The 18,033-nt window shown below is 61.6% G+C and carries 16 protein-coding genes; 12 read left to right on the forward strand and 4 right to left on the reverse strand.

Annotated features, from left to right (window positions below; translation table 11 throughout):
* Window positions 1-13: 13 nt before the first annotated feature.
* The 4 genes from Mal64_RS17290 to Mal64_RS17305 all read left to right on the forward strand — a co-directional run bounded on the left by Mal64_RS17290 (window position 14) and on the right by Mal64_RS17305 (window position 5,197).
* A complete protein-coding gene (locus Mal64_RS17290; RefSeq protein ID WP_146402642.1) occupies window positions 14-1,567 on the forward strand; it encodes a sugar ABC transporter ATP-binding protein in 1,554 nt (517 codons plus the stop codon).
* On the forward strand, window positions 1,560-2,573 hold the full coding sequence (locus Mal64_RS17295) for an ABC transporter permease (RefSeq protein WP_146402644.1): 1,014 nt from the start codon (window positions 1,560-1,562) through the stop codon (window positions 2,571-2,573). Before Mal64_RS17290 ends, Mal64_RS17295 begins: the two co-directional genes overlap by 8 nt.
* Window positions 2,574-2,633: 60 nt before the next feature.
* Entirely contained in the window at window positions 2,634-3,584 is a 951-nt protein-coding gene (locus tag Mal64_RS17300) for a substrate-binding domain-containing protein (protein WP_146402646.1), read from the forward strand.
* A 122-nt stretch (window positions 3,585-3,706) separates the two neighbouring features.
* A complete protein-coding gene (locus Mal64_RS17305; protein WP_146402648.1) occupies window positions 3,707-5,197 on the forward strand; it encodes a glycoside hydrolase family 172 protein in 1,491 nt (496 codons plus the stop codon).
* Window positions 5,198-5,342: 145 nt separating this feature from the next.
* Here the strand turns inward: Mal64_RS17305 and Mal64_RS19950 are convergent, their stop codons facing one another.
* Together Mal64_RS19950 and Mal64_RS17310 are read right to left on the reverse strand one after the other, a co-directional pair.
* Window positions 5,343-5,504: a hypothetical protein gene (locus Mal64_RS19950; RefSeq protein WP_197525850.1), complete on the reverse strand. Its 162-nt coding sequence runs from the start codon at window positions 5,502-5,504 to the stop codon at window positions 5,343-5,345.
* 986 nt (window positions 5,505-6,490) lie between these two features.
* Window positions 6,491-7,522 carry a S1/P1 nuclease gene (locus tag Mal64_RS17310; protein WP_197525851.1) on the reverse strand — a complete coding sequence of 344 codons (1,032 nt, stop codon included), beginning with the start codon at window positions 7,520-7,522 and terminating at the stop codon, window positions 6,491-6,493.
* 138 nt (window positions 7,523-7,660) lie between these two features.
* Between Mal64_RS17310 and Mal64_RS17315 the strand changes: the two genes are divergently transcribed.
* The 7 genes from Mal64_RS17315 (at window position 7,661) to Mal64_RS17350 (ending at window position 16,220) form a co-directional block, all read left to right on the forward strand.
* Complete coding sequence (locus Mal64_RS17315) at window positions 7,661-8,347, forward strand: hypothetical protein (RefSeq protein WP_146402652.1); 687 nt, start codon at window positions 7,661-7,663, stop codon at window positions 8,345-8,347.
* Between the two features lie 323 nt (window positions 8,348-8,670).
* Window positions 8,671-9,828, forward strand: coding sequence for a hypothetical protein (locus Mal64_RS17320; RefSeq protein WP_146402655.1), 1,158 nt, complete (start codon window positions 8,671-8,673; stop codon window positions 9,826-9,828).
* Between the two features lie 412 nt (window positions 9,829-10,240).
* Window positions 10,241-10,519: a helix-turn-helix domain-containing protein gene (locus Mal64_RS19955; RefSeq protein ID WP_197525852.1), complete on the forward strand. Its 279-nt coding sequence runs from the start codon at window positions 10,241-10,243 to the stop codon at window positions 10,517-10,519.
* Between the two features lie 606 nt (window positions 10,520-11,125).
* On the forward strand, window positions 11,126-13,234 hold the full coding sequence (locus Mal64_RS17335) for a phage/plasmid primase, P4 family (protein ID WP_146402661.1): 2,109 nt from the start codon (window positions 11,126-11,128) through the stop codon (window positions 13,232-13,234).
* Window positions 13,235-14,120: 886 nt separating this feature from the next.
* Complete coding sequence (locus Mal64_RS17340; RefSeq protein WP_146402663.1) at window positions 14,121-15,086, forward strand: hypothetical protein; 966 nt, start codon at window positions 14,121-14,123, stop codon at window positions 15,084-15,086.
* 78 nt (window positions 15,087-15,164) lie between these two features.
* Window positions 15,165-15,569, forward strand: coding sequence for a hypothetical protein (locus tag Mal64_RS17345; RefSeq protein ID WP_146402666.1), 405 nt, complete (start codon window positions 15,165-15,167; stop codon window positions 15,567-15,569).
* A gap of 450 nt (window positions 15,570-16,019) precedes the next feature.
* Window positions 16,020-16,220 (forward strand): hypothetical protein, encoded by a 201-nt coding sequence (locus Mal64_RS17350; protein WP_146402668.1) that lies wholly within the window; start codon window positions 16,020-16,022, stop codon window positions 16,218-16,220.
* A gap of 21 nt (window positions 16,221-16,241) precedes the next feature.
* Here Mal64_RS17350 and Mal64_RS17355 read toward each other — a convergent pair whose 3' ends face one another.
* Window positions 16,242-16,601, reverse strand: coding sequence for a hypothetical protein (locus tag Mal64_RS17355; RefSeq protein ID WP_146402670.1), 360 nt, complete (start codon window positions 16,599-16,601; stop codon window positions 16,242-16,244).
* A 555-nt stretch (window positions 16,602-17,156) separates the two neighbouring features.
* Here Mal64_RS17355 and Mal64_RS17360 point away from each other — a divergent pair.
* Window positions 17,157-17,387 carry a hypothetical protein gene (locus Mal64_RS17360; RefSeq protein WP_146402672.1) on the forward strand — a complete coding sequence of 77 codons (231 nt, stop codon included), beginning with the start codon at window positions 17,157-17,159 and terminating at the stop codon, window positions 17,385-17,387.
* Window positions 17,388-17,395: 8 nt separating this feature from the next.
* Here Mal64_RS17360 and Mal64_RS17365 read toward each other — a convergent pair whose 3' ends face one another.
* Window positions 17,396-17,809, reverse strand: coding sequence for a hypothetical protein (locus Mal64_RS17365; RefSeq protein ID WP_146402675.1), 414 nt, complete (start codon window positions 17,807-17,809; stop codon window positions 17,396-17,398).
* Window positions 17,810-18,033 lie beyond the last annotated feature (224 nt).

The following is an 18,033-nucleotide window of genomic DNA, read 5'->3' on the forward strand; positions in this document are numbered from 1 at the left end:
CGCCGATCGCCCTATGCAAGCCACCCCCCCAACCGACTGCCCGCTCCTGAAAGTGAGCGGCGTTTCGAAGAGCTTCGGCCACGTTTCGGTGCTGCGCGACGTCGATTTCGAGCTGGCCGCGGGCGAGGCGCACATCCTTGCCGGCGAGAATGGCGCCGGTAAGAGCACCCTCATCAAGATCCTTGCCGGGGTGCACACCGACTACCAAGGGCGCCTCGCGATCGAGGGTCACGAGGTTCGTTTCCGTGATCCCAGCGAAGCGGTCGAGCATGGGGTGGCGGTGATTCACCAGGAGCTCTCGCTCATCGGCCCGATGTCGATCGCCGACAACCTGTTCCTGGGACGACCACAAACCTCGTGCGGGTTCGTGCGGGACGGGCGCCAGCGTGAGCTGGCCCGCGAGTGGCTCCGCGAACTCGACATCGACGCCGATCCCTCGACGCCCGTCGAGGCCCTGGCGATCTCCACGCAGCAGCGGCTGGAGATCGCCAAAGCATTGTCGCTCGACGCCAAGATTCTCGTGATGGACGAGCCGACCAGCTCGCTCAACGCGCACGAAGTGGAGAAGCTCTTCAAGCTCATCGACGAGCTGCGAGCCGCCGGGGTGGGAATCATCTACATCAGCCACAAGATGGACGAGATCGAGCGGATCGCCGACCGGGTCACGGTGCTCCGCGACGGCCGGCGTGTGGCGTCGGCCCCCGCCAGCGAGGCGCCGGCCGAGAAGATCATCGAGTGGATGGTGGGTCGCGAGGTGGAGCAGCAATTCTCCGCCACTGCCCGCAGCCCCTCGGAGCCGCGACTTGAGGTCAGCGAGTTCAGCGTCCCTAGCCCCAGTGGGCCGGGGTTGGCTGTCGACGCCGTTTCGTTGTCGGTCCGGCGGGGCGAGGTGGTCGGCGTCGGTGGCCTGCAGGGTTCGGGGGCCAGTGAGCTGCTGCTGGGCCTTTTCGGTGCGACGGCCGGTTGTCGTGGCCGGGTCGCGGTCGATGGCCAGCCAGTCGAGGTCCGATCTCCACGCCAAGCGATCCGGCAGGGCCTTGCCTTGCTCACGGCAGATCGCAAGACGAGCGGCCTGGTGCTGCCTATGTCGATCACGGCGAACACCACGCTGGCCAGCCTGCCAGCGTTCTCAATGGCCGGCTGGCTCCGGCCACGCAGAGAGTTGGTCGCCGCCGAGCGTCACTCCGAGGCGTTGCGGCTGCGGGCGGCGAGCCTTGACATGCCGGTCGGGGCGCTCTCGGGGGGGAACCAGCAGAAAGTCGCACTCGCCAAGTGGCTCGAGACGGCCCCCCGCGTGCTGCTCCTCGACGAGCCAACCCGCGGCGTCGATGTCGGCGCTAAACGCGAGATCTACGAACTCATCGACCGCTGGGCCGAGGCGGGCATGGCGATCCTACTCATCTCGACCGAGATGCCGGAGCTGCTCGCCCTCAGCGACCGGATCGTCGTGCTGCACCGCGGACGTATCATCACCACCCTCGACCGCGCCGAAGCGTCTGCCGAGACGGTGCTCGCCGCCGCTATGGGATCCGAAGCCCTCACTCCGACTGCCGCAATCGATGCCTGATCAATCCCCCCACAAGCTTGTCGCAACAGCCAAGGCGGTGCTCCTGTCGCCGGTCGGCCGGGCCGTCTTGGCCCTCGGGCTCGTGTTGCTGGTCGGCGTCGCCTTCAACGCGGACGGCGCCTTCTTCAAGACCGGGACCCACCGCGACGCCCTCCGCCAGATGTCGGTTTACGGCATGCTGGCCTGCGGCATGACCTTGGTGATCACCACCGGCGGCATCGACTTGGCCGTGGGCAGTGTGCTCGCGCTGGTGGCGGTTTGTTCGGCCACGATGGCGATCCACTGGGAGTGGTCCGCTTGGCTGGTTGTGCCACTGAGCGTGCTGATCGGGGCGGCGTGTGGGCTGGGGTCGGGAGTTGTGACCGCCTGGCTCCGAGTGCAGCCGTTCATCGCCACGCTGGCGATGATGGTGTTCGCTCGCGGCCTCGCCAAGCAGCTGGCGGGCGGCATGAAGGTGTCGACCGCGGTGCCGCAGGCCGACGGGACTTACCAGTACGTTGACGTCCCCTCGCTCTACAGGGCGATCGACGCGCGGCTGCTGGGCGGCCACGTGTCGACCGTCACGCTGGTCTTTCTTGCCTGCGCGGCGGTCGCCTACTTGGTGCTCTCTCGCCACCGTTTGGGGCGAGAGTTCTACGCCATTGGCGGCAACGCCGAGGCGGCCCGGCTCTCGGGCGTGCCGGTCGTGCGCTCGACCGTGTGGGCCTACGTGCTGTCTGGCGCCCTCGCCGGCGTGGCCGGACTTTGCCAGGCCAGCCAGGAGCAGCAAGGCGACCCCGAGGCGGGCGCCGGCTACGAACTCACCGCGATCGCCATGGTCGTGATCGGCGGCACGAGCCTCATGGGCGGCCGGGGCGGCATGGGGCTCACGCTCTTGGGCGTGCTGACGATCGGCTATCTCGACAAGATCCTCAGCATCAACGCCGTCCCCTCGGCCACGCGTCTCATGCTCACGGGCGTGATCATCGTCGCGGCGGTGCTCACCCAAAAACGTGGACGGTACTAGCGCCACACTGGCCGTCGATCGGCCCACGCCAACACCCCTCTTTCCCCCACTCTTGAAGCTATGCATCGCACAATCACAGCTCTCTGCCTGATTCTCAGCTTCGCCCTCCCGGGCTGCTCGGGAAGCTCGTCATCGTCCGGTTCACAATCGGACAGCGCCGCCACGGGCGGCGCCGAGCCGAAGTGGACGATCGCTATGAGTCAATGCAACCTCGGCGAGCCTTGGCGTGCGCAGATGAACGCCGATCTGAAGCGCGCTGCAGCCGAGCACCCCGAGATCCGCCTTGTCTTCAACAACGCCGAGAACGACACGCTCAAGCAACGGTCGCAGATCGAGGAGTTTGTCAGCGCCGGCGTCGACCTAATCATGGTCTGTCCCAAAGAGGCTCAGCCCCTTACCGAGCCGATTGCTAAGGCTTACCGCTCGGGCATCCCGGTGGTGGTGATCGACCGCCAGGTGCTGGGCGACGACTTCACCACGTTCATCGGCGCCGACAACGTGGCGATCGGCCGCGAGGCGGGCCGCTGGATCGCCTCGCACGCGAAGCCCGACGCACGGATCGTTGAGCTCAAGGGGCTGATGACCAGCGTCCCCGCTCAGGACCGCCACGCCGGATTCCGTGAGGGGCTGGGCGACGTGGGCGAGGTGATTTTCGAGGCCGACATGCAGTGGCTCGAGCCCCAGGCTCGCAAGGAGATGGACTCGGCCCTCGCGCGATTCGATGAGATCGACGTCGTGTTCGCTCACAACGATCCCGGCGCCCATGGCGCCTACCTCGCAGCCAAGGCGGCCGGCCGCGCAGAGGGCATGCTGTTCGTCGGCATCGACGCGCTGTCGCACGAGGGGATCGCGTACGTCAACCAGGGATTGCTCGACGCCACGTTCGAGTACCCCACCGGCGGCACGGTGGCGATCGAGACGGCGCTGAAGATCCTCGCCGGCGAAGAGGTTCCTAAGAACATCGAGCTGGGTACGAGCACGCACGCCCAAGCGAAGTACGAGGACGAATAGGAATCATTGTAGTGAGGCTCAACACGCCCCTTGCTTCTTAGAGTCGAGACCACGATCCCCCCTTCTTTCCCGGCCTTCGATGCGGCAGGGAATGCACCCATCACAGAACCATCAGGCATCCTATGAATCTTTTCCATCGCTGTTTTCTCAGCACCGCGTTGCTGGCCTGCGCATCGGCGCCGCTCTTCGCCCAGCCCGCCGGGCCGTTAGGCAGCCTCGAGCGTCTGCAGCCGGGCCGCTCGATGCGATCCTCCTCGAGCGACAAGTGGGATTGGCGTAACGGCAACAGCGACAACCGCCAGATCGCCCCGGGCGAGACACTCGTGATCGCCGACCTCGAGGGGCCCGGCCGCATTCAGCACATCTGGAACACCCTCGCGACCGAAGAGCAAGGCGCCTCGCGGCTGCTCGTGGTGCGCATGTACTGGGACGGCGAGCAGGAGCCATCGGTCGAGGCGCCGCTCGGCGATTTCTTCGTCATCGGCCACGGGGTGAACCGGCCGATGGAGTCGCTGCCCGTGATGGTCAGCTCCGAGGGGCGCTCTCGCAACTGCTACTGGCCGATGCCGTTTCGCAAGAGCGCCAAGGTCACCATTACGAACGAGGGCAAGCTGCCGGTCGGGGCGTTCTACTACTACGTCGACTGGCAGAAGCTCCCCTCGCTGCCCGAAGAGACCCCCTACTTCCACGCCCAGTACCGCCAAGAGTACCCCACCACCGAGGGCCAGGACTACCTGATCGCCGACATCGAGGGCCGCGGCCACTACGTCGGCACGGTGCTCAACGTCCGCCAGCGGGCGGGCGGTTGGTTTGGCGAAGGGGACGACTTTTTCTACATCGACGGCGAAGAGATCCCCTCGATTCAGGGCACCGGCACCGAGGACTACTTCTGCGACGCCTGGGGCTTTCGCGAGTTTGATGGCCCCTACTACGGCGTGCCGATCTTTGACCACTACCAGCCTAAAGGTCTGATCACCGCTTACCGTTGGCACGTGGCCGACCCGGTAAGCTTTGAGAAGTCGCTGCGGATGGAGATCGAGCACAAGGGAGCGGCGTTCGATGAAGAGGGCGAGCTGCGCAGCGGCTACGAGCCGCGCGTGGAGGACTTCGCCTCGGTCGCGTACTGGTACCAACTCGAGCCGCACAAGCCGTTCCCGGCCTTCCCCAAGGCCGAGGACCGACTCTACCGAGACTTCAAGAACCGCTTCGAGTCGGAGCTCTATGTTTCTTCGGCCCGGGTCAGCCGCGGCGATCTCTCCGCCCAGGAGGGGGGGCAATGGAGCAACAACGCCCAGCTCTTCTGGCGGCCGCCGGTGGCCGATCAGTCGCTCGAGTTGCCGCTGCTCATCCGCGAGAGCGGCTCGTACAAGCTGACGCTCGTGATGAGCCAATCGTGGGATTATGGCAAGTTCGAGGTGCTCCTCGACGGCGAATCGCAGGGCGAGCCGGTCGACCTGTACAGCAAGTCGCTCGCCAGCAAGAAGCACTTCCTGCCCCCGCTCACACTCGAAGAAGGGGAGCACACCCTCACGCTCCGCAACGTCGGCAAATCAGACGAAAGCGGCGGCTACTTCCTCGGCATCGACATGGTCATCGCGACCCAAGCCGAGTGACCGGTGTTCCTGGCAGCGGACCGCAGACCCGTCACCGCTACCAAATAGCCGAGGCGGGACTCGAACAACCGCAGGAACCCCAGGAAAGAACGCGAGCCGTGAAGGTGCGGCGCATTATCCGGGGCAGGGGGGATCAGCAATCGGCCTAAGAAGCACCAACCGCTTCGCGTTGGTTCTCTTTGTTCTTGCTACGCGAAGATCCCAGCAGCTTTGCAAGATCGGCCACCGTACCGCCGGACTTCTTCAGGCTCGTTGGCAGCTTGCGAAAAACTACTGCACCAGTTTTGAGTTGAGCAGTTCTGTACATGTAATCCCTCTTAGGTAGGCACATAGAAGGCCAAGATATCGACTAGCGTAGGCAGAGGGTGCTCTGGATTCCCCTCAATGTCAGACGCCACTTGGGCCAATTGGCTCGCCGCGGTTTCGTCCGACGTATCTATTGTCAATACGGCGTAGATTCGGCCGCCGTCTGGATTATCGGCTGATCGTATAGGAAAAGCCAGGATCGCCGTAACCCCTTCTGTAAGCATAGCTTGTTTCTTAGAAAGCCCGAAAATCCCCCTCACATCTGCGTTATCTCGCCGTAAAAAAAGTCCGTACTCGCATTTAACGCAAACATCCCAGACCAGCCCCTGACAGCAGCACTGGAGGCCCAGCCACCTAAAGCACCGCCAGCTTGCTTGCCATGGGAAACCTACTCGCCACCAGCGGATCCCAGCGTCCTTGTCGTTAGGCTTTAGCTCGTAGTGGTAAACGGCTCGGAACCATTCAATCGGCATCCGCCCCTGTCGCAAGTAGAGGTGGGCTCGAAATAACCCTGGCCTGGGGTTCGGGTGGCCCGCTTCTAGGCTCCGATAAAAATCCCCGAATCGGTCTCTTATGGTGGCGTCCCGCGCATCACTCAATTGCCGCCGGAGCCGATCTTCACGCCCAAACAGCCCGTATAGGCTCATGAAAAAGCTAAAGAAGGCGTAAGCCACTATGGCAAACGGCTTCAAATCATCTGCTGTTAAAACCGCGATGCTCAAGCCACCTACTACTAGGATGGTCTGCAAGCCCGCCCGTATTTCCTTGTGCATCTATCGCTTTCCCTCCCCCAGAATATCGTCGCTGAGCCATTCACTGCAAAAATGGCAATTCTACCCCTCACACCCCTTGCCCTCATCCGCCAAGCACCAGTGCCCGGTCTTCGTGGTCCCGTACCATTTGCATCTCGCATTGTGCCGCGTACCCGATCCTTCATTGAGCCAGTAGAGCCCAGCCGCGACTTGCTCAGGGAACCGTTCCTTGGCCTCACTCCTGCTGACCGGCTCCTCCCCCACTAGCCTCGGGCTCCGCAGGACGCACCAGCGGCTCCCTGACGCCCTCAGCCGCAGGCAGACGCCCCTTGAGTGTCTCGGCGATTCGATAGCCCGCCTGGACCGCCCGGTGCTTAGAAGTGATCCCAGCGTCTCGGAGATACTTGGTCGGTAGCTCGAGCTTGTGCAGCCTCGGCGAGCCATCCGCCGCCGTGATGGGGGCGAGCACGGCATCGGTGTAGACCATGGCACGAGCTAGGCGCCACGAATCTACCGCCCACTGCTTGGGCTCCAGCTCAGCAGCGGCGGCCTTGCCCGACTCGGCGTGCTCTTGCACGAGGTCTAAGGCTTCCTTGCGGACCCGGTTGAAGTCGGTTCGCCTGGGCAGAATCGCCCGATCCCACAACGCGTGGAGGTCGCCGCCATGGCCACGCACGGGAATCGAGTTACCACCTCGGTCACCAGCGGGGAACCGACCGACCGAGTAGAGCGCTGACGAGTGGAGCGGCTGGTGAACGTCGCCGGCCAAGTGCAGGAACCAGCACAACGACACCGCCTTCGCCTGCCGGTCGGTTGCCGGGTCGTCGATGATCCGCAGGCTGTTGCCGATCGCCTGCACCACGTTCTGGTTGCGGTCGTCGCGGTCGTCGGTCGGCTCGGTCTCTCGGTTGTTCGTCAGCTTGCCGGCCAGGGCGTCGCGGTCGGAGTCGCTCAGGAAGACCCACAGATTGACGTAGTGCCACGTCGACCGCCCGTAGCGTCGCACGTCGTCGCGGGTCACCTGCCCACGGGCCGAACGAACCTGATCGGGCCACGTGCCCGCATGGGCGAAGATCCACGCGTCTATCTCCGCATCGGAGCCGGCCCACACGTTCGAAGGCATCGAGCCGAGGAAGTGCTGCTCGAAGCGGGGGTGATCCCGCAGCAGGTCGATCGCGGCGGCTTGGTCGGCTTCGGCTAGCTGTGACCATGCGACTAGGTCGATTGTCTGGTGACCGGGGCCGTTCCAGGCGTGTGCAATCGACACTGTAAGCAATGCGACTGCATATGCACTTGGGAAAGGCAAAAAGCTGAGGGTGAAGGTGGCGACGCGCATTAGAGCAGGATAGCCTAAGCGTGGGTGCTGTTGACGAATCCTTTGCATTTCCCTGGCGAAAGCGGCCCAATGTCTGACGAAATTGATACCTCATCCCACGCCCCTATCATCCTCTCTGAGATCCTCCGGCTTCACCGATGGGCAGGTGGTGACATTGTCAGAATGGATCGAATCTTCGGCCTAGCGCGCGGGTTCGAATCTGTTTTAGAGCAAGAGCGGGAATCGTTTGGGATTAGTCGTGAAACTCAAGATCGAGTCGAAGACATGCTAGAGGATGTTGAGAGTGGGAGACAGAGCCCCAAAGGCTTAGCGATCAAACAGCGCCTGATCAGTGATCAAATTGACGAAACGGTTGCCGGAGATGTCATCCAGCTATGCATTCTCCAGAGCAGATTTCTGGATGCAGCTAAAAAACTGACCGAGGCATCCTCGCATTTTTCCTACCTAAGATCGAAAGATGCGGTGCTCCCCCAATGGCTTGGCGCCACCCACTTTATGGAGTTGGTGGACCGCACCGAAGGCACCCACAAGAAGATGCAAGGCTGCTATGCAGCATCCGTTCCACGAATCGGAGAGATTATGACCCCAGAGAACGGCCCCCCCATGAAGGTCGTGGACGTGGAGTGGGTTATGATACCCCAGGGCGACAGGGAGTCGCAGCGCCAATGTGTTCTCGTGCCTCATGTTTACCTCGAAAACGAATCTGATGATGAGGAGGCCGAGGCGTTGGTCGATCAAGGTGACGCAGCCCACTAGGGACTCCCACCATGGCCAGAATCCGCTATTTTGGGAACTGACAATCCAAGCCGTCGCGCATGGCGGCACAGCTGGATAGCCTGCCACTCTGTGGCACCGCTCGTGAAAACTTCTTGCCAATCCCTACCGGGGGAGTGGGGGGCTGTGCGCTGCTTCTAGCCGCCCCCTGTTTTCCGGTACAATACCGGCAAGCCGAGACGCTCTCGGCCTTCTAGACACAATTGACCAACTAGCGGGGTAGCTCCTCGCGTCGCGGCCTCGGCGGCTATGTCCCTCCCCAGGGCGGCCGTCGAGGCGGCGGGTTGGCACTGGGGAGACAGAGCGTGGATGACCACCATGGGCTTCGGGCCGTCAAAAGAGAGCTTCGTGCACTTGCCAAGATTGCGTCCGTACGCAGTGACAACGACGAACACGCGGTCCTGATCTGGCTCGGCAAAGCAGACGATGATGCTACGCCAGAGGTGCTACGAGGTGACTTCGCCGTATTTCCTGCAAGGTGGGCACAGTACCCACTTCACGGCGGAGAAGATCGGCGGCAAGTCTGGCTTCCGGAGGGCTACGAAAGCCTTTTCCAGGAGCAAATCATGGCTTTGCGCTCCCTGGGCAAGGCGTGCAGACTAGCAGCTGAGCCAGTAAAGAAAGCGATCTTCCCCCGCTGGTGCACGCACCACCTGTCGTCGCTTGGCGAACCTAACCCCCGATACGCCGATTTTGCTGACGAGGTCTATGCGATCGAAGCGTTATTCAACAAGCACGATCATGTGGTAGAGGAAGCCCGCCGCGCCGATGGCTGGGCTGCATGTTCCTTTTCCCTTTGGCCCAAAGTCGCCGAGCACTGTGAGCGTCTGCAAGTCAGACTCACGGGTCAATTACAGCCATGCTTTGAAGCTCACCCCCCCTGTTGCTGCGTGGTGGGCCAAAGAGAAGAGTCGCAGCGCGACAAATCGCTGGAGGAACTTACAGGCATAATCGGCAACGCGATGCATACCTGGCCGATTAGCGACGACGGACCATATGACCCTATGGATATTGTCGAGCAGATCGAGCACGACTTGCGATCTGCCGGTCTATGCCCGCCACATTTCTCGGACCCAGCTATACCTAGCCTCTACGCACGGCGGGGCGACTCTGACCACGTGCAGCGAGAACACCGCAGGAAATTCCATCAATTCCTAGATGAGTGTAATGCCCGCGTCCATGAAGCCGGAAAGGTGGCCAAGCCCAAGAAAGCTAAGGCCAAGAAGCCAGGCCCAAAGACCGATGACGAGACCGACCTGGCTTGTTTTGTAGCAGTGAAAGCCTATCGCGATTCTTGCTCTCGCAAAAGCAAAGGCGTAAACCGCCGCCCACTGAAAGCTAACTTCTGGGATTGGATGTTAGAGTCTGAGCACGATTGTGGATCGGCCAAAACAGCAGATGATGCTTACAAACACGCGAAGAATTACGCCGCGAGGCAGGTGGCTGAGACGGCTAGTGCCTAGATTCGGGGCGGAATCCGAATTGCCGCCCAAATTCCGATCTCGGACCTGAAAAAAAACCCACTACTTCTCCGCTATGGGGCACGTGCGAAAGCGCGGGCCCCATTCTTTTTTGCGGTCCGAATTCCTGTCACGGCAATTCGGATGCGAGGCCTCGGTCTACTTGGGCCATGCGAGTTCACGGTTCACGCAAAGCCACCGAGATCATGAGGCCAGCCATGCCGACTCTTTTTACCCTCGGAGATATCGCCCGAGCCCTTGGCATAGACAAGGACAGGGTCCGCTACATCATCGAGTCACGCCAAATCGAGCCGGTTGGGCGGGCTGCGCACTTTCGACTTTTCGACGAAGACGGTCGAAATGCCGTCAGTGCAGCCGAGAAGGCCATGACTGCCCAGCGGGAGGCTGTCGCCCCGTGACCCTCACACTTGATCCCACCGACCTGGACGCTCTCGCAGATCGCGTCGCCAAGAAGCTCTCCGCGAGCTTGCGGCCCTCGCTGCCCAAGGCCTCGGCAGTCGCTGCCCCCGCCAAGCTGGCATTCTCGATTCGCGAAGCAGCACACCTGCTGAGCCTCGGCGAGCGGACCGTGGCGGACGCGGTGGCGTCGGGAGCGATCGCGTCGACCAAGATCGGCCGGCTAAGGCGGATCAATCGGGCGGAGCTAGAGCGGATCGCCAGAGAAGGAATTTGACCACTAGCCCGGCGGGTCGGCACGAAAAAGCCCGGCCCCGCGGACCAGGCGGAAGCCGGGCAAATCGAAAGGAATCAGCAATGAGTAAGTCTATCACAGAGAACGCGGCCGGTCATAGTCGCAAGCAGACTATCAGGGTTTGCAACCATCGCACCATCTACGGCGATAAGGCCTCGGCAATCACTTGCCGGCACAAACGGCGTCGCCATCGGCTCACATCGGCCGAGATTCACCGCCGCTATGGGGCTCTCACTAAGGGCTTACCGGCCCCTACGCATGCGATCTTCGTCAGCCGATCTGGCAAGCTGCAACGCTTGGATGACCGGGGCGACGCCTACCAGCTCTTCGTGGGGGAGCCCGATCACGTGCGGGTGACGCTGGCTCGACTGCTATTCGCTATCGACGCCGTTCTCTGCGGGGGGGCGTCACGATGAGCAAGACCCACACGCCAGAAGTTCACGAAGTGCCCCCGTTCGTCGTTCGTCACCTCGAGCACAAACTCTACGTGCTATCCCGACAATGCCCCTACTGGCATCGCCGCCTGCTGGCGGACCTGATGCGCAAGCAGGCGGACGCCCTCGATGACGAGTGCGGGGAGGCTGGCCGATGATCGCCGAAGTGAATGGGGTCGCCACCGTCCGCAAATTGTTCGATTCTCACCTGCGAGAGCTAGCCGAGTCGGGCATCGACCAAGCCACCGCCGAGGCGGCCGGCGTCTATTCGGAGCACGACGCTAAGAAATTGGCGGCGCTGGTCGGGTGGAAAAGCTGGCCACAACGGTACGGGCACGGGCTTGTGTTCGAGTACCGCGATCTTGACGGCAACCTGCGGTTCTGCCGCGTGAAGCCGGAACGACCGCCCGAGCGGAACGGCAAGCCGGCCAAGTACCTGCAACCTGGCGGCGAGAAGTCACGAGCCTACTTCCCGCCCGGCGTCAGTTCGCGTCTCGCTGGCGACGGCGTCGAGGTGGTCATCACAGAAGGCGAGAAGAAAGCCCTTTCCGCGACCAAGCACGGGTTCTCGACGATCGGGCTCTCGGGTGTCTGGAATTTCAAGCCGGGCGGACGGGTGAGCGTGCTGCTGCCCGACCTCGAGCGGATCAACTGGCACGGCCGCAAGGTGTTCATCGCCTTCGACTCCGACTCCACGGAGAACGCATCGGTCGCTTCGGCCGAACAAGTCCTGTCTGCGACGCTCAAGAGTAAGGGCGCCATCGTCAAAGTGGTTCGCATCCCCGCCAGCAAGCCGGGCGACAAGCAGGGGCTCGATGACTTCATCGTCAGCAGCGGCGCCCCGGCACTGCGGAAGTTGATGGACGAGGCCGGCGAGCCGGAGCCGGTCGACCCGGGCACGCTCCGTGGCTCAATCGCCGACATCGACCCGTCCGACGTGGCACGAATGTTCCTCAAGTCGCTCACCGTCGACGAACTGCCGAGGCTTAGATTCTGGCTCGGCGAGTTCTGGCACTGGTCGGGTTACAGTTACCACAAGACGCCCGATCACGACCTCAGGGCCAAGCTGGTCGAGTACATGGACCGCGAGTTCCTCGGCGTGAAACGGGGCCACGTTTCGGACGTGCTGGAGCACTTGAAGTCCCAGACGCTTCTGCCCGCTCACCGCACGGCTCCGTGCTGGCTCGACCTGCCCGACGCCAAGCGGCCCGATCCGAGCGAGTGCGTGGCGACACGCTCGGGCATCGTTCACCTGCCCGCGTTCGTCGACGGCTCATCCAATCACCTGATCCCCGCCACGCCGAGATACTTCTCGACCGTAGCGGCCGACTACGCGTTCGATCCCAAGGCCCCGATGCCCAAGCACTGGCAGGCGTTCCTCGGGTCTCTGTGGGCGAATGACCCGCACAGCATCCAAACCTTGCAGGAGTGGTTCGGCTATTGCCTGACGGCCGACACACGGCAGCAGAAGGCCCTTCTCGTCATCGGTCCCAAACGGAGCGGCAAGGGGACGATCGCACGTGTTCTCTCGGGTCTGATCGGCGAGGGCAACGTCGCGGGGCCCACGCTGTCGAGCATCGCCACCAACTTCGGCATCTGGCCACTGATCGGCAAGCCGCTGGCCATCATTTCCGACGCCCGCTTCTCGTCTCGCCTCGATTCCGCCGTGGTGGTCGAGCGGCTGTTGAGCATCACCGGTGAGGATCGCCAGACGATCGACCGGAAGAACATGCAGCCTATCGAGTGCAAGCTGCCGACCCGGTTCATGATCCTGACCAACGAGCTGCCGAGGCTCAGGGATTCGAGCGGTGCGTTCGCCAGCCGATTCATCGTTCTGAACACGCCGGTCAGCCACTTCGGGGCCGAGGATCACGGTCTCACCGATCGGCTGTTGGGTGAGCTGCCCGGGATCTTCTGTTGGGCGGCAGCCGGCTGGGCTCGTCTCAGGGCTCAGGGCCGGTTCACCGTGCCACAATCGACCGAGGGGCTCGTCAGCCAACTGGCGGACCTATCGAGCCCCATATCGGCGTTCGTTCGGGATGCGTGTGTGGTCGGAGCCGACGAGCGGGTGAAGGCCAATGACCTGTTCAAAGCCTGGAAGGACTGGTGCGAGGAAGCCAACCAGAAGCCGGGAGACGCCCCCCGTTTCGGTCGCGACCTCAGCGCCAACGTTCCCAGCGTGACCCGCATTCGAGGGCGTGAAGGCAATGAGCGACCCTATTTGTACACCGGTATCGGACTCGATTCGGATTTTAGGTCCTAGAGGTCCTAGTCCTTTCCTTTGCACGCGAAGCGAATCATGTCACCCGTACATACATATGCCCCATTAGAGGTGCAATGGTCAGGTCCTAGGACCTCTAGGACCTACGTCAATCCGTTCAAGCAACGCATCGCAAAACGATTGGCACGCCTCGGCGGACCACACCGAGCGAGCACCGCAAACGACGACCGAATCCACACAGCTGACCAAGCGGCCATCGACGCCGCACGAGAGCGAGCCGACCCGCACGGCTTCAAGGCCGAGAGCTACAGCCTGGCCGCCCTTGCCGAGCCCGAGACGCCGTTCTAGCCCATAAAGAGCCGGCCAGTGCGCCGCAATCGCACAGCCACCAACTAAACCGCACGAAACAGCGGGGCAGATTAGCCCCCCCACGAATCGAACCCCGAACGAAGGAACGATAATGACCCCTCAGATAGCACGGAACCACTACTCCAAAGCAGACGGCATGTTCGCCGCGATTGCTGCTCGGCACGGAGTCACGGAGCCTACCACCACTGGGCAACGCCCTGATCCCAGAAGCCATCTGACGCCAGCCGAGCTGATTTTCGGCAGCCTACCGCCTCGGAATATCAAGCCGAGAACCGTCGACAGAACGCGACCGCGGCATTCTGGCGACGAGATTCTAAGAACGCTCCTTGAGGGCACCGGAGTACCAACCGGAAAGGATGCCTCGGATCGGTACGCTCGATTCTTCCAAGGAGTCAAAGCGATCGCCGAGAGTAGCCCGGCGATCGATGACTCGGAGAAGCTTCATAAAATCATCGAGCTAATCGCCCGATGCGAGCCCAGCGAATAGGACGCTTGCAAGAGTTACCGGGGAGCCGGTTCAAGATTGCCCGACCTGGCTGAAATGGTGTGAGGCCCTGCGATGAATTCCGCTGATCCCTTTCTCGATGTGTACTCGCAAATTGTCCAATGGCCTCCGGACAACTTGGGCAAACACGACTTACTTACCATCCGCGCGTCATTGCTGAAGCTGCTCAGGCTGTCGCGCGAATACCCACCCGAGCAAAACAAGGAACCGATAATGTCTACAGCAACGAAAGCGAATCCATCACAGAGCGTTGACCTGGGAAACGTTGAAGAGTTGATCCGAAGTGAAGGCAAGCGGAAGTGCCACGACCTGGCTATCCAAATCGTTGAAGGCGATAAGGTCGAAGTAGCCGAGATTGGCGCGGCGCTGTCACCAGCCGGCTGGACTGCCGACGACTTCACGGCCCACGTTCGCAAGCTGCAGAAACGAAAGCAGGCCATCGAAGATCAGGCCTTCGCGCAGGAGCTGGACGCCGGGATGGATGCCCTTTGTGAAAATGCCCGCATAGCCAGCGAGGCAGTCGAGGCCGAGCGGGAGGCGCATCGCAATCGTATTGACCCACTGCTTGAAGTCTCCAAGCAGGCCCACGATGAACTCCGGAAAACGAAAGAGCGGGTGCAAGCACTACGGCTTAACTCCGTCCTGATCTTGGCTGAAACACTCAGGTCATCGGACAAGGCGAAGCTAGCGAGTCTTTCCGACTCCCAAACCAGACTGCACACCGCTTGGCTTGAGGCCGAGGGTGACCGTGAAGGACTGGAACGCGACGCCATCGCTTTGGAGGCAACGGTCAATAAGTTGGGAAATAAGATCAAAGCCCTCGCCGAGAACCCTAACACAGAACGGGCCCGTGAGAACTGCGAGCGGCAGTTGGCGGAAGCAAAAGCCGATCGCGACCGAGTCCAGGCGGAGTCAAACGCGATTGCCGATCTGCGACAGCGGAGCCAACTAGCCGCCGAAGAAAAGAGCCGATCGGAAGCGGCGATCGCTAGCGATTGGCGGCTCGTCTCCGTGGAATAAATGAACGCGGCGAAGGCGGTATGGGAGCCGGGGCTGATAGTGCCAGCTCCCGCCGCCTAGCCAACAAAGGGGCTTAAAATGGCGAATAAGAGCAAACGAAAAGGCGAAGATTCGGCAGTTCTCGCATTGGCGGGCGGGGCTGACGTTCGCCACGCCGCGGCTACTGCGGGAATCGGCGAGCGAACATTGCACCGCTGGCTTAAGACCGATCCCGCTTTCCGCCAGCGTGTTGATGAGGCACGAGACGAGCTATTCCGATCGACGTTCGGCGCCTTGGTAGCTTCAGGCGCCAAGGCAGTGGAGAAGCTCACTAAGCTACTGAATGCCGAATCCGAACAGGTTCAACTTGGCGCTGCCCGTGCAATCCTCGAGCACATGAGCAAGGGCCGTGAGCAAGTCGAGCTGACCGAGCGCGTCGCCGAGCTAGAACGACGCATAACCGAAGGGAGGGCTACGTGCGGGAACGACTTACGAGCCGCCTAGAGCGGCTGCAGCAGCAATTAGACCGCGAAAGGGGCCAGACTGAGGGCGGGGCGCTCGTGTGCGTCTACACCGCCAGTGAGGGCCTAGAAAAGGCCCAAGAGCGAATGCCGGGGGCGATCTACTTTCTGCCGGACAACGGCCGAGACGATAACCCGTCGGCTGAAGTCAGTTGCTGAGTGCCGTTGGGTGCGCCGCAATCGCTTGTGGCCCACGCTTTGGCCCTGATTGCGGCACGGGTTGGATTCCTCAGGGGACTACTCGGCCCAGCAGCAGCGTTCCACGCTGTCGACAATTGCCGGTTCTTTGACAACTGAATTATCAGGATGCGGGCGGGGCCCACAAAAGGCGCCCGCCTCGTGCCCTGGCCCCAGGTTGTTGTGGCGCCGTTGCGGATCGCACAGGCGGGGGTAGATTGCCGCCCCGGATTCCTTCACCCCAGGCGGCGCCCCGATGTTTTGCGTATCCGACGACGATCCCGACGAGCCACTCCGCCGAGCCGCTCTCGACCTCGTGCGCGACCGACAGCGGATGCTTGTGTGCGACCTAGGCCGCATGCTCGGCACCAGTCGCTTCGACCTGGATCGGGTTCTCGATCGACTTGAGTCGTGCGAGTTGGTGGGGCAGCGTGGCGGGTTGGTCTGGCCGCGGTGATGGCGATTGAGAAGGGTGTCCCTACCGCATTCGAATGATGAATCGCACACCGGCATGCGGCGGCATCCAAGTGGCTTGCTCAGCTTGGACGCCGTCTTTCTTAACAGTGTGCGCTAAGCCGCTATCTATTCTGTGGCGGTGCTGACCTTCTCCAGTACCTTCTTCATCGGTCTCAATGTGATCGGCCCCGTCGGTGTGCTCACCATCGCCCTGAGTTACTGAATATACGTTATTCTTACTTGGCCAATCAGGCCCTCTCAATTCGATTCCGACCGTATGCCCCTGTACGGCCAATGTTGGAATATTGACATCATGCCGATGCCCTGCTTCGCCCAAAGCATCACTACCGAGACTGTCGCCCTCGGAGACGCCAGCCAGCATTCTGCCATCCATATTAGGGACGGGCTTACCTACTAGGTGCGCCGGCACCCATCTTTGATCAGGCCACTTCGTTTTCCCATCTGCCCAAACATAACCATCCGGAAGGGCGTGCCCGAAATACGGCAGCATTACCCCCCGCGGGACTGTTGGAACCCGGTCCGGAGCTTGGCCAGACGTTGGAGCTGTGAATATAACAGCAAGAAACAAAGCGGCAACGAAATCAAGATTCCTCATCGCACAACCTCCAGAATAGAGAGCGTGACCAATGGGCGCAAGGTATCAGCTCGCCGTGGTAATGCAACTATCTCAGATATAATTCAAGTCGCATCTCTGAACTAGCTCATGCGTTATCGCATCCCGGTGCCAACAGATGGCACCCCCCATTACTACTACTACTCTGCTGATCTTGTGCCCTGCTGCGCGAATCAGCCAAGCGTGGCGAGCTGATGCCGGCCAGCCCGCCTGGCAGGGGGAAGAAAAAATCCCTGACCCTGGGCCAGGGTTTTAGCGACCGTGCCCTAGCCAAGTTCCGCAAGGTCTCCAAGAGCAAGGAACATGGCGGCGAAGCTTGAGCCGCATTGTGCGGTGAAGGCTAAGGAGCGGCGAGACTCAAAGCTCAAACAATACAACCGTTGTGGAAACGATTCCACAACGGAGGAAGGCCGTGCCCGCGACGAGGCCGGCGCTCTGTACGAGGTGAGTGAGCGGAGCGTGTCGAAGCCGGTGGCGGCGTTCATCGAGCGCAATAAGGACGGCGACGAGTGGAAAGACGGCGGCGGGGGGTGAGCCAAGGATCATGAGTTACTGTAATCCACTCTTGCAAAGAACATGTTCTTGCAACCGGGGCAGCGGCAATTGCCTTCTTTGTTTTTACCTTGAACTATGGACAACCTGACGAGCTGCTTTTTCGTATCCATGCAGTAGGTGCAGAAAATGCCGCCAGCGATGCCGGCTTCATTTTCGTCGTCTAAGCGATACGTCCCCCGGTCGATGCGAAGGTACTTCCGAATGTCTTTGAGTTCTTGTAAATCGGTGAGTTTCTCACTGAGGACAAGGTTCTCTTGCTTGAGATCAGCGGCCTCCATCTTCACATCAGCCACCGCGTTCATTAGCTCCGCAATCAACGTTTTATGCTCGGCGTCGCGCAGCGAGTCCCTAAGCTTGACCCCAATGTCCCAGACTTTTTGAGCGCCGCCGGTGATATCCATGCATCTGATCCCGAACAAGAGTGAGGAGTGACAGGCCGATTGTCGTCTTCGGACGGGCGGGCAGCAAGTTGGCCAAGACCCCCAACCCAGGGTGAGGGATTTGGCCGAGCCCTGAGCCGCCCCCCTAACGCACCAATCCCCAAGACGACCTAGACACCGGCCCGCCGCGTTTGGGCCCCAGACGCGGCGACTCAGAATGCCGTTTTCGGGGCGACGTTGACAAA

This window comes from Pseudobythopirellula maris (assembly GCF_007859945.1).
Classification (GTDB): Bacteria; Planctomycetota; Planctomycetia; order Pirellulales; family Lacipirellulaceae; genus Pseudobythopirellula; species Pseudobythopirellula maris.

Bases quoted from the DNA above. Each gene is read 5' to 3' on its own strand.
- Mal64_RS17290 (WP_146402642.1), top strand. From the start codon at position 14: ATGCAAGCCACCCCCCCAACCGACTGCCCGCTCCTGAAAGTGAGCGGC.
- Mal64_RS17295 (WP_146402644.1), top strand. From the start codon at position 1,560: ATGCCTGATCAATCCCCCCACAAGCTTGTCGCAACAGCCAAGGCGGTG.
- Mal64_RS17300 (WP_146402646.1), top strand. From the start codon at position 2,634: ATGCATCGCACAATCACAGCTCTCTGCCTGATTCTCAGCTTCGCCCTC.
- Mal64_RS17305 (WP_146402648.1), top strand. From the start codon at position 3,707: ATGAATCTTTTCCATCGCTGTTTTCTCAGCACCGCGTTGCTGGCCTGC.
- Mal64_RS19950 (WP_197525850.1), bottom strand. From the start codon at position 5,504: ATGTACAGAACTGCTCAACTCAAAACTGGTGCAGTAGTTTTTCGCAAG.
- Mal64_RS17315 (WP_146402652.1), top strand. From the start codon at position 7,661: ATGTCTGACGAAATTGATACCTCATCCCACGCCCCTATCATCCTCTCT.
- Mal64_RS17335 (WP_146402661.1), top strand. From the start codon at position 11,126: ATGATCGCCGAAGTGAATGGGGTCGCCACCGTCCGCAAATTGTTCGAT.
- Mal64_RS17340 (WP_146402663.1), top strand. From the start codon at position 14,121: ATGAATTCCGCTGATCCCTTTCTCGATGTGTACTCGCAAATTGTCCAA.
- Mal64_RS17345 (WP_146402666.1), top strand. From the start codon at position 15,165: ATGGCGAATAAGAGCAAACGAAAAGGCGAAGATTCGGCAGTTCTCGCA.
- Mal64_RS17350 (WP_146402668.1), top strand. From the start codon at position 16,020: ATGTTTTGCGTATCCGACGACGATCCCGACGAGCCACTCCGCCGAGCC.
- Mal64_RS17355 (WP_146402670.1), bottom strand. From the start codon at position 16,601: ATGCTGGCTGGCGTCTCCGAGGGCGACAGTCTCGGTAGTGATGCTTTG.
- Mal64_RS17360 (WP_146402672.1), top strand. From the start codon at position 17,157: ATGGCGGCGAAGCTTGAGCCGCATTGTGCGGTGAAGGCTAAGGAGCGG.
- Mal64_RS17365 (WP_146402675.1), bottom strand. From the start codon at position 17,809: ATGGATATCACCGGCGGCGCTCAAAAAGTCTGGGACATTGGGGTCAAG.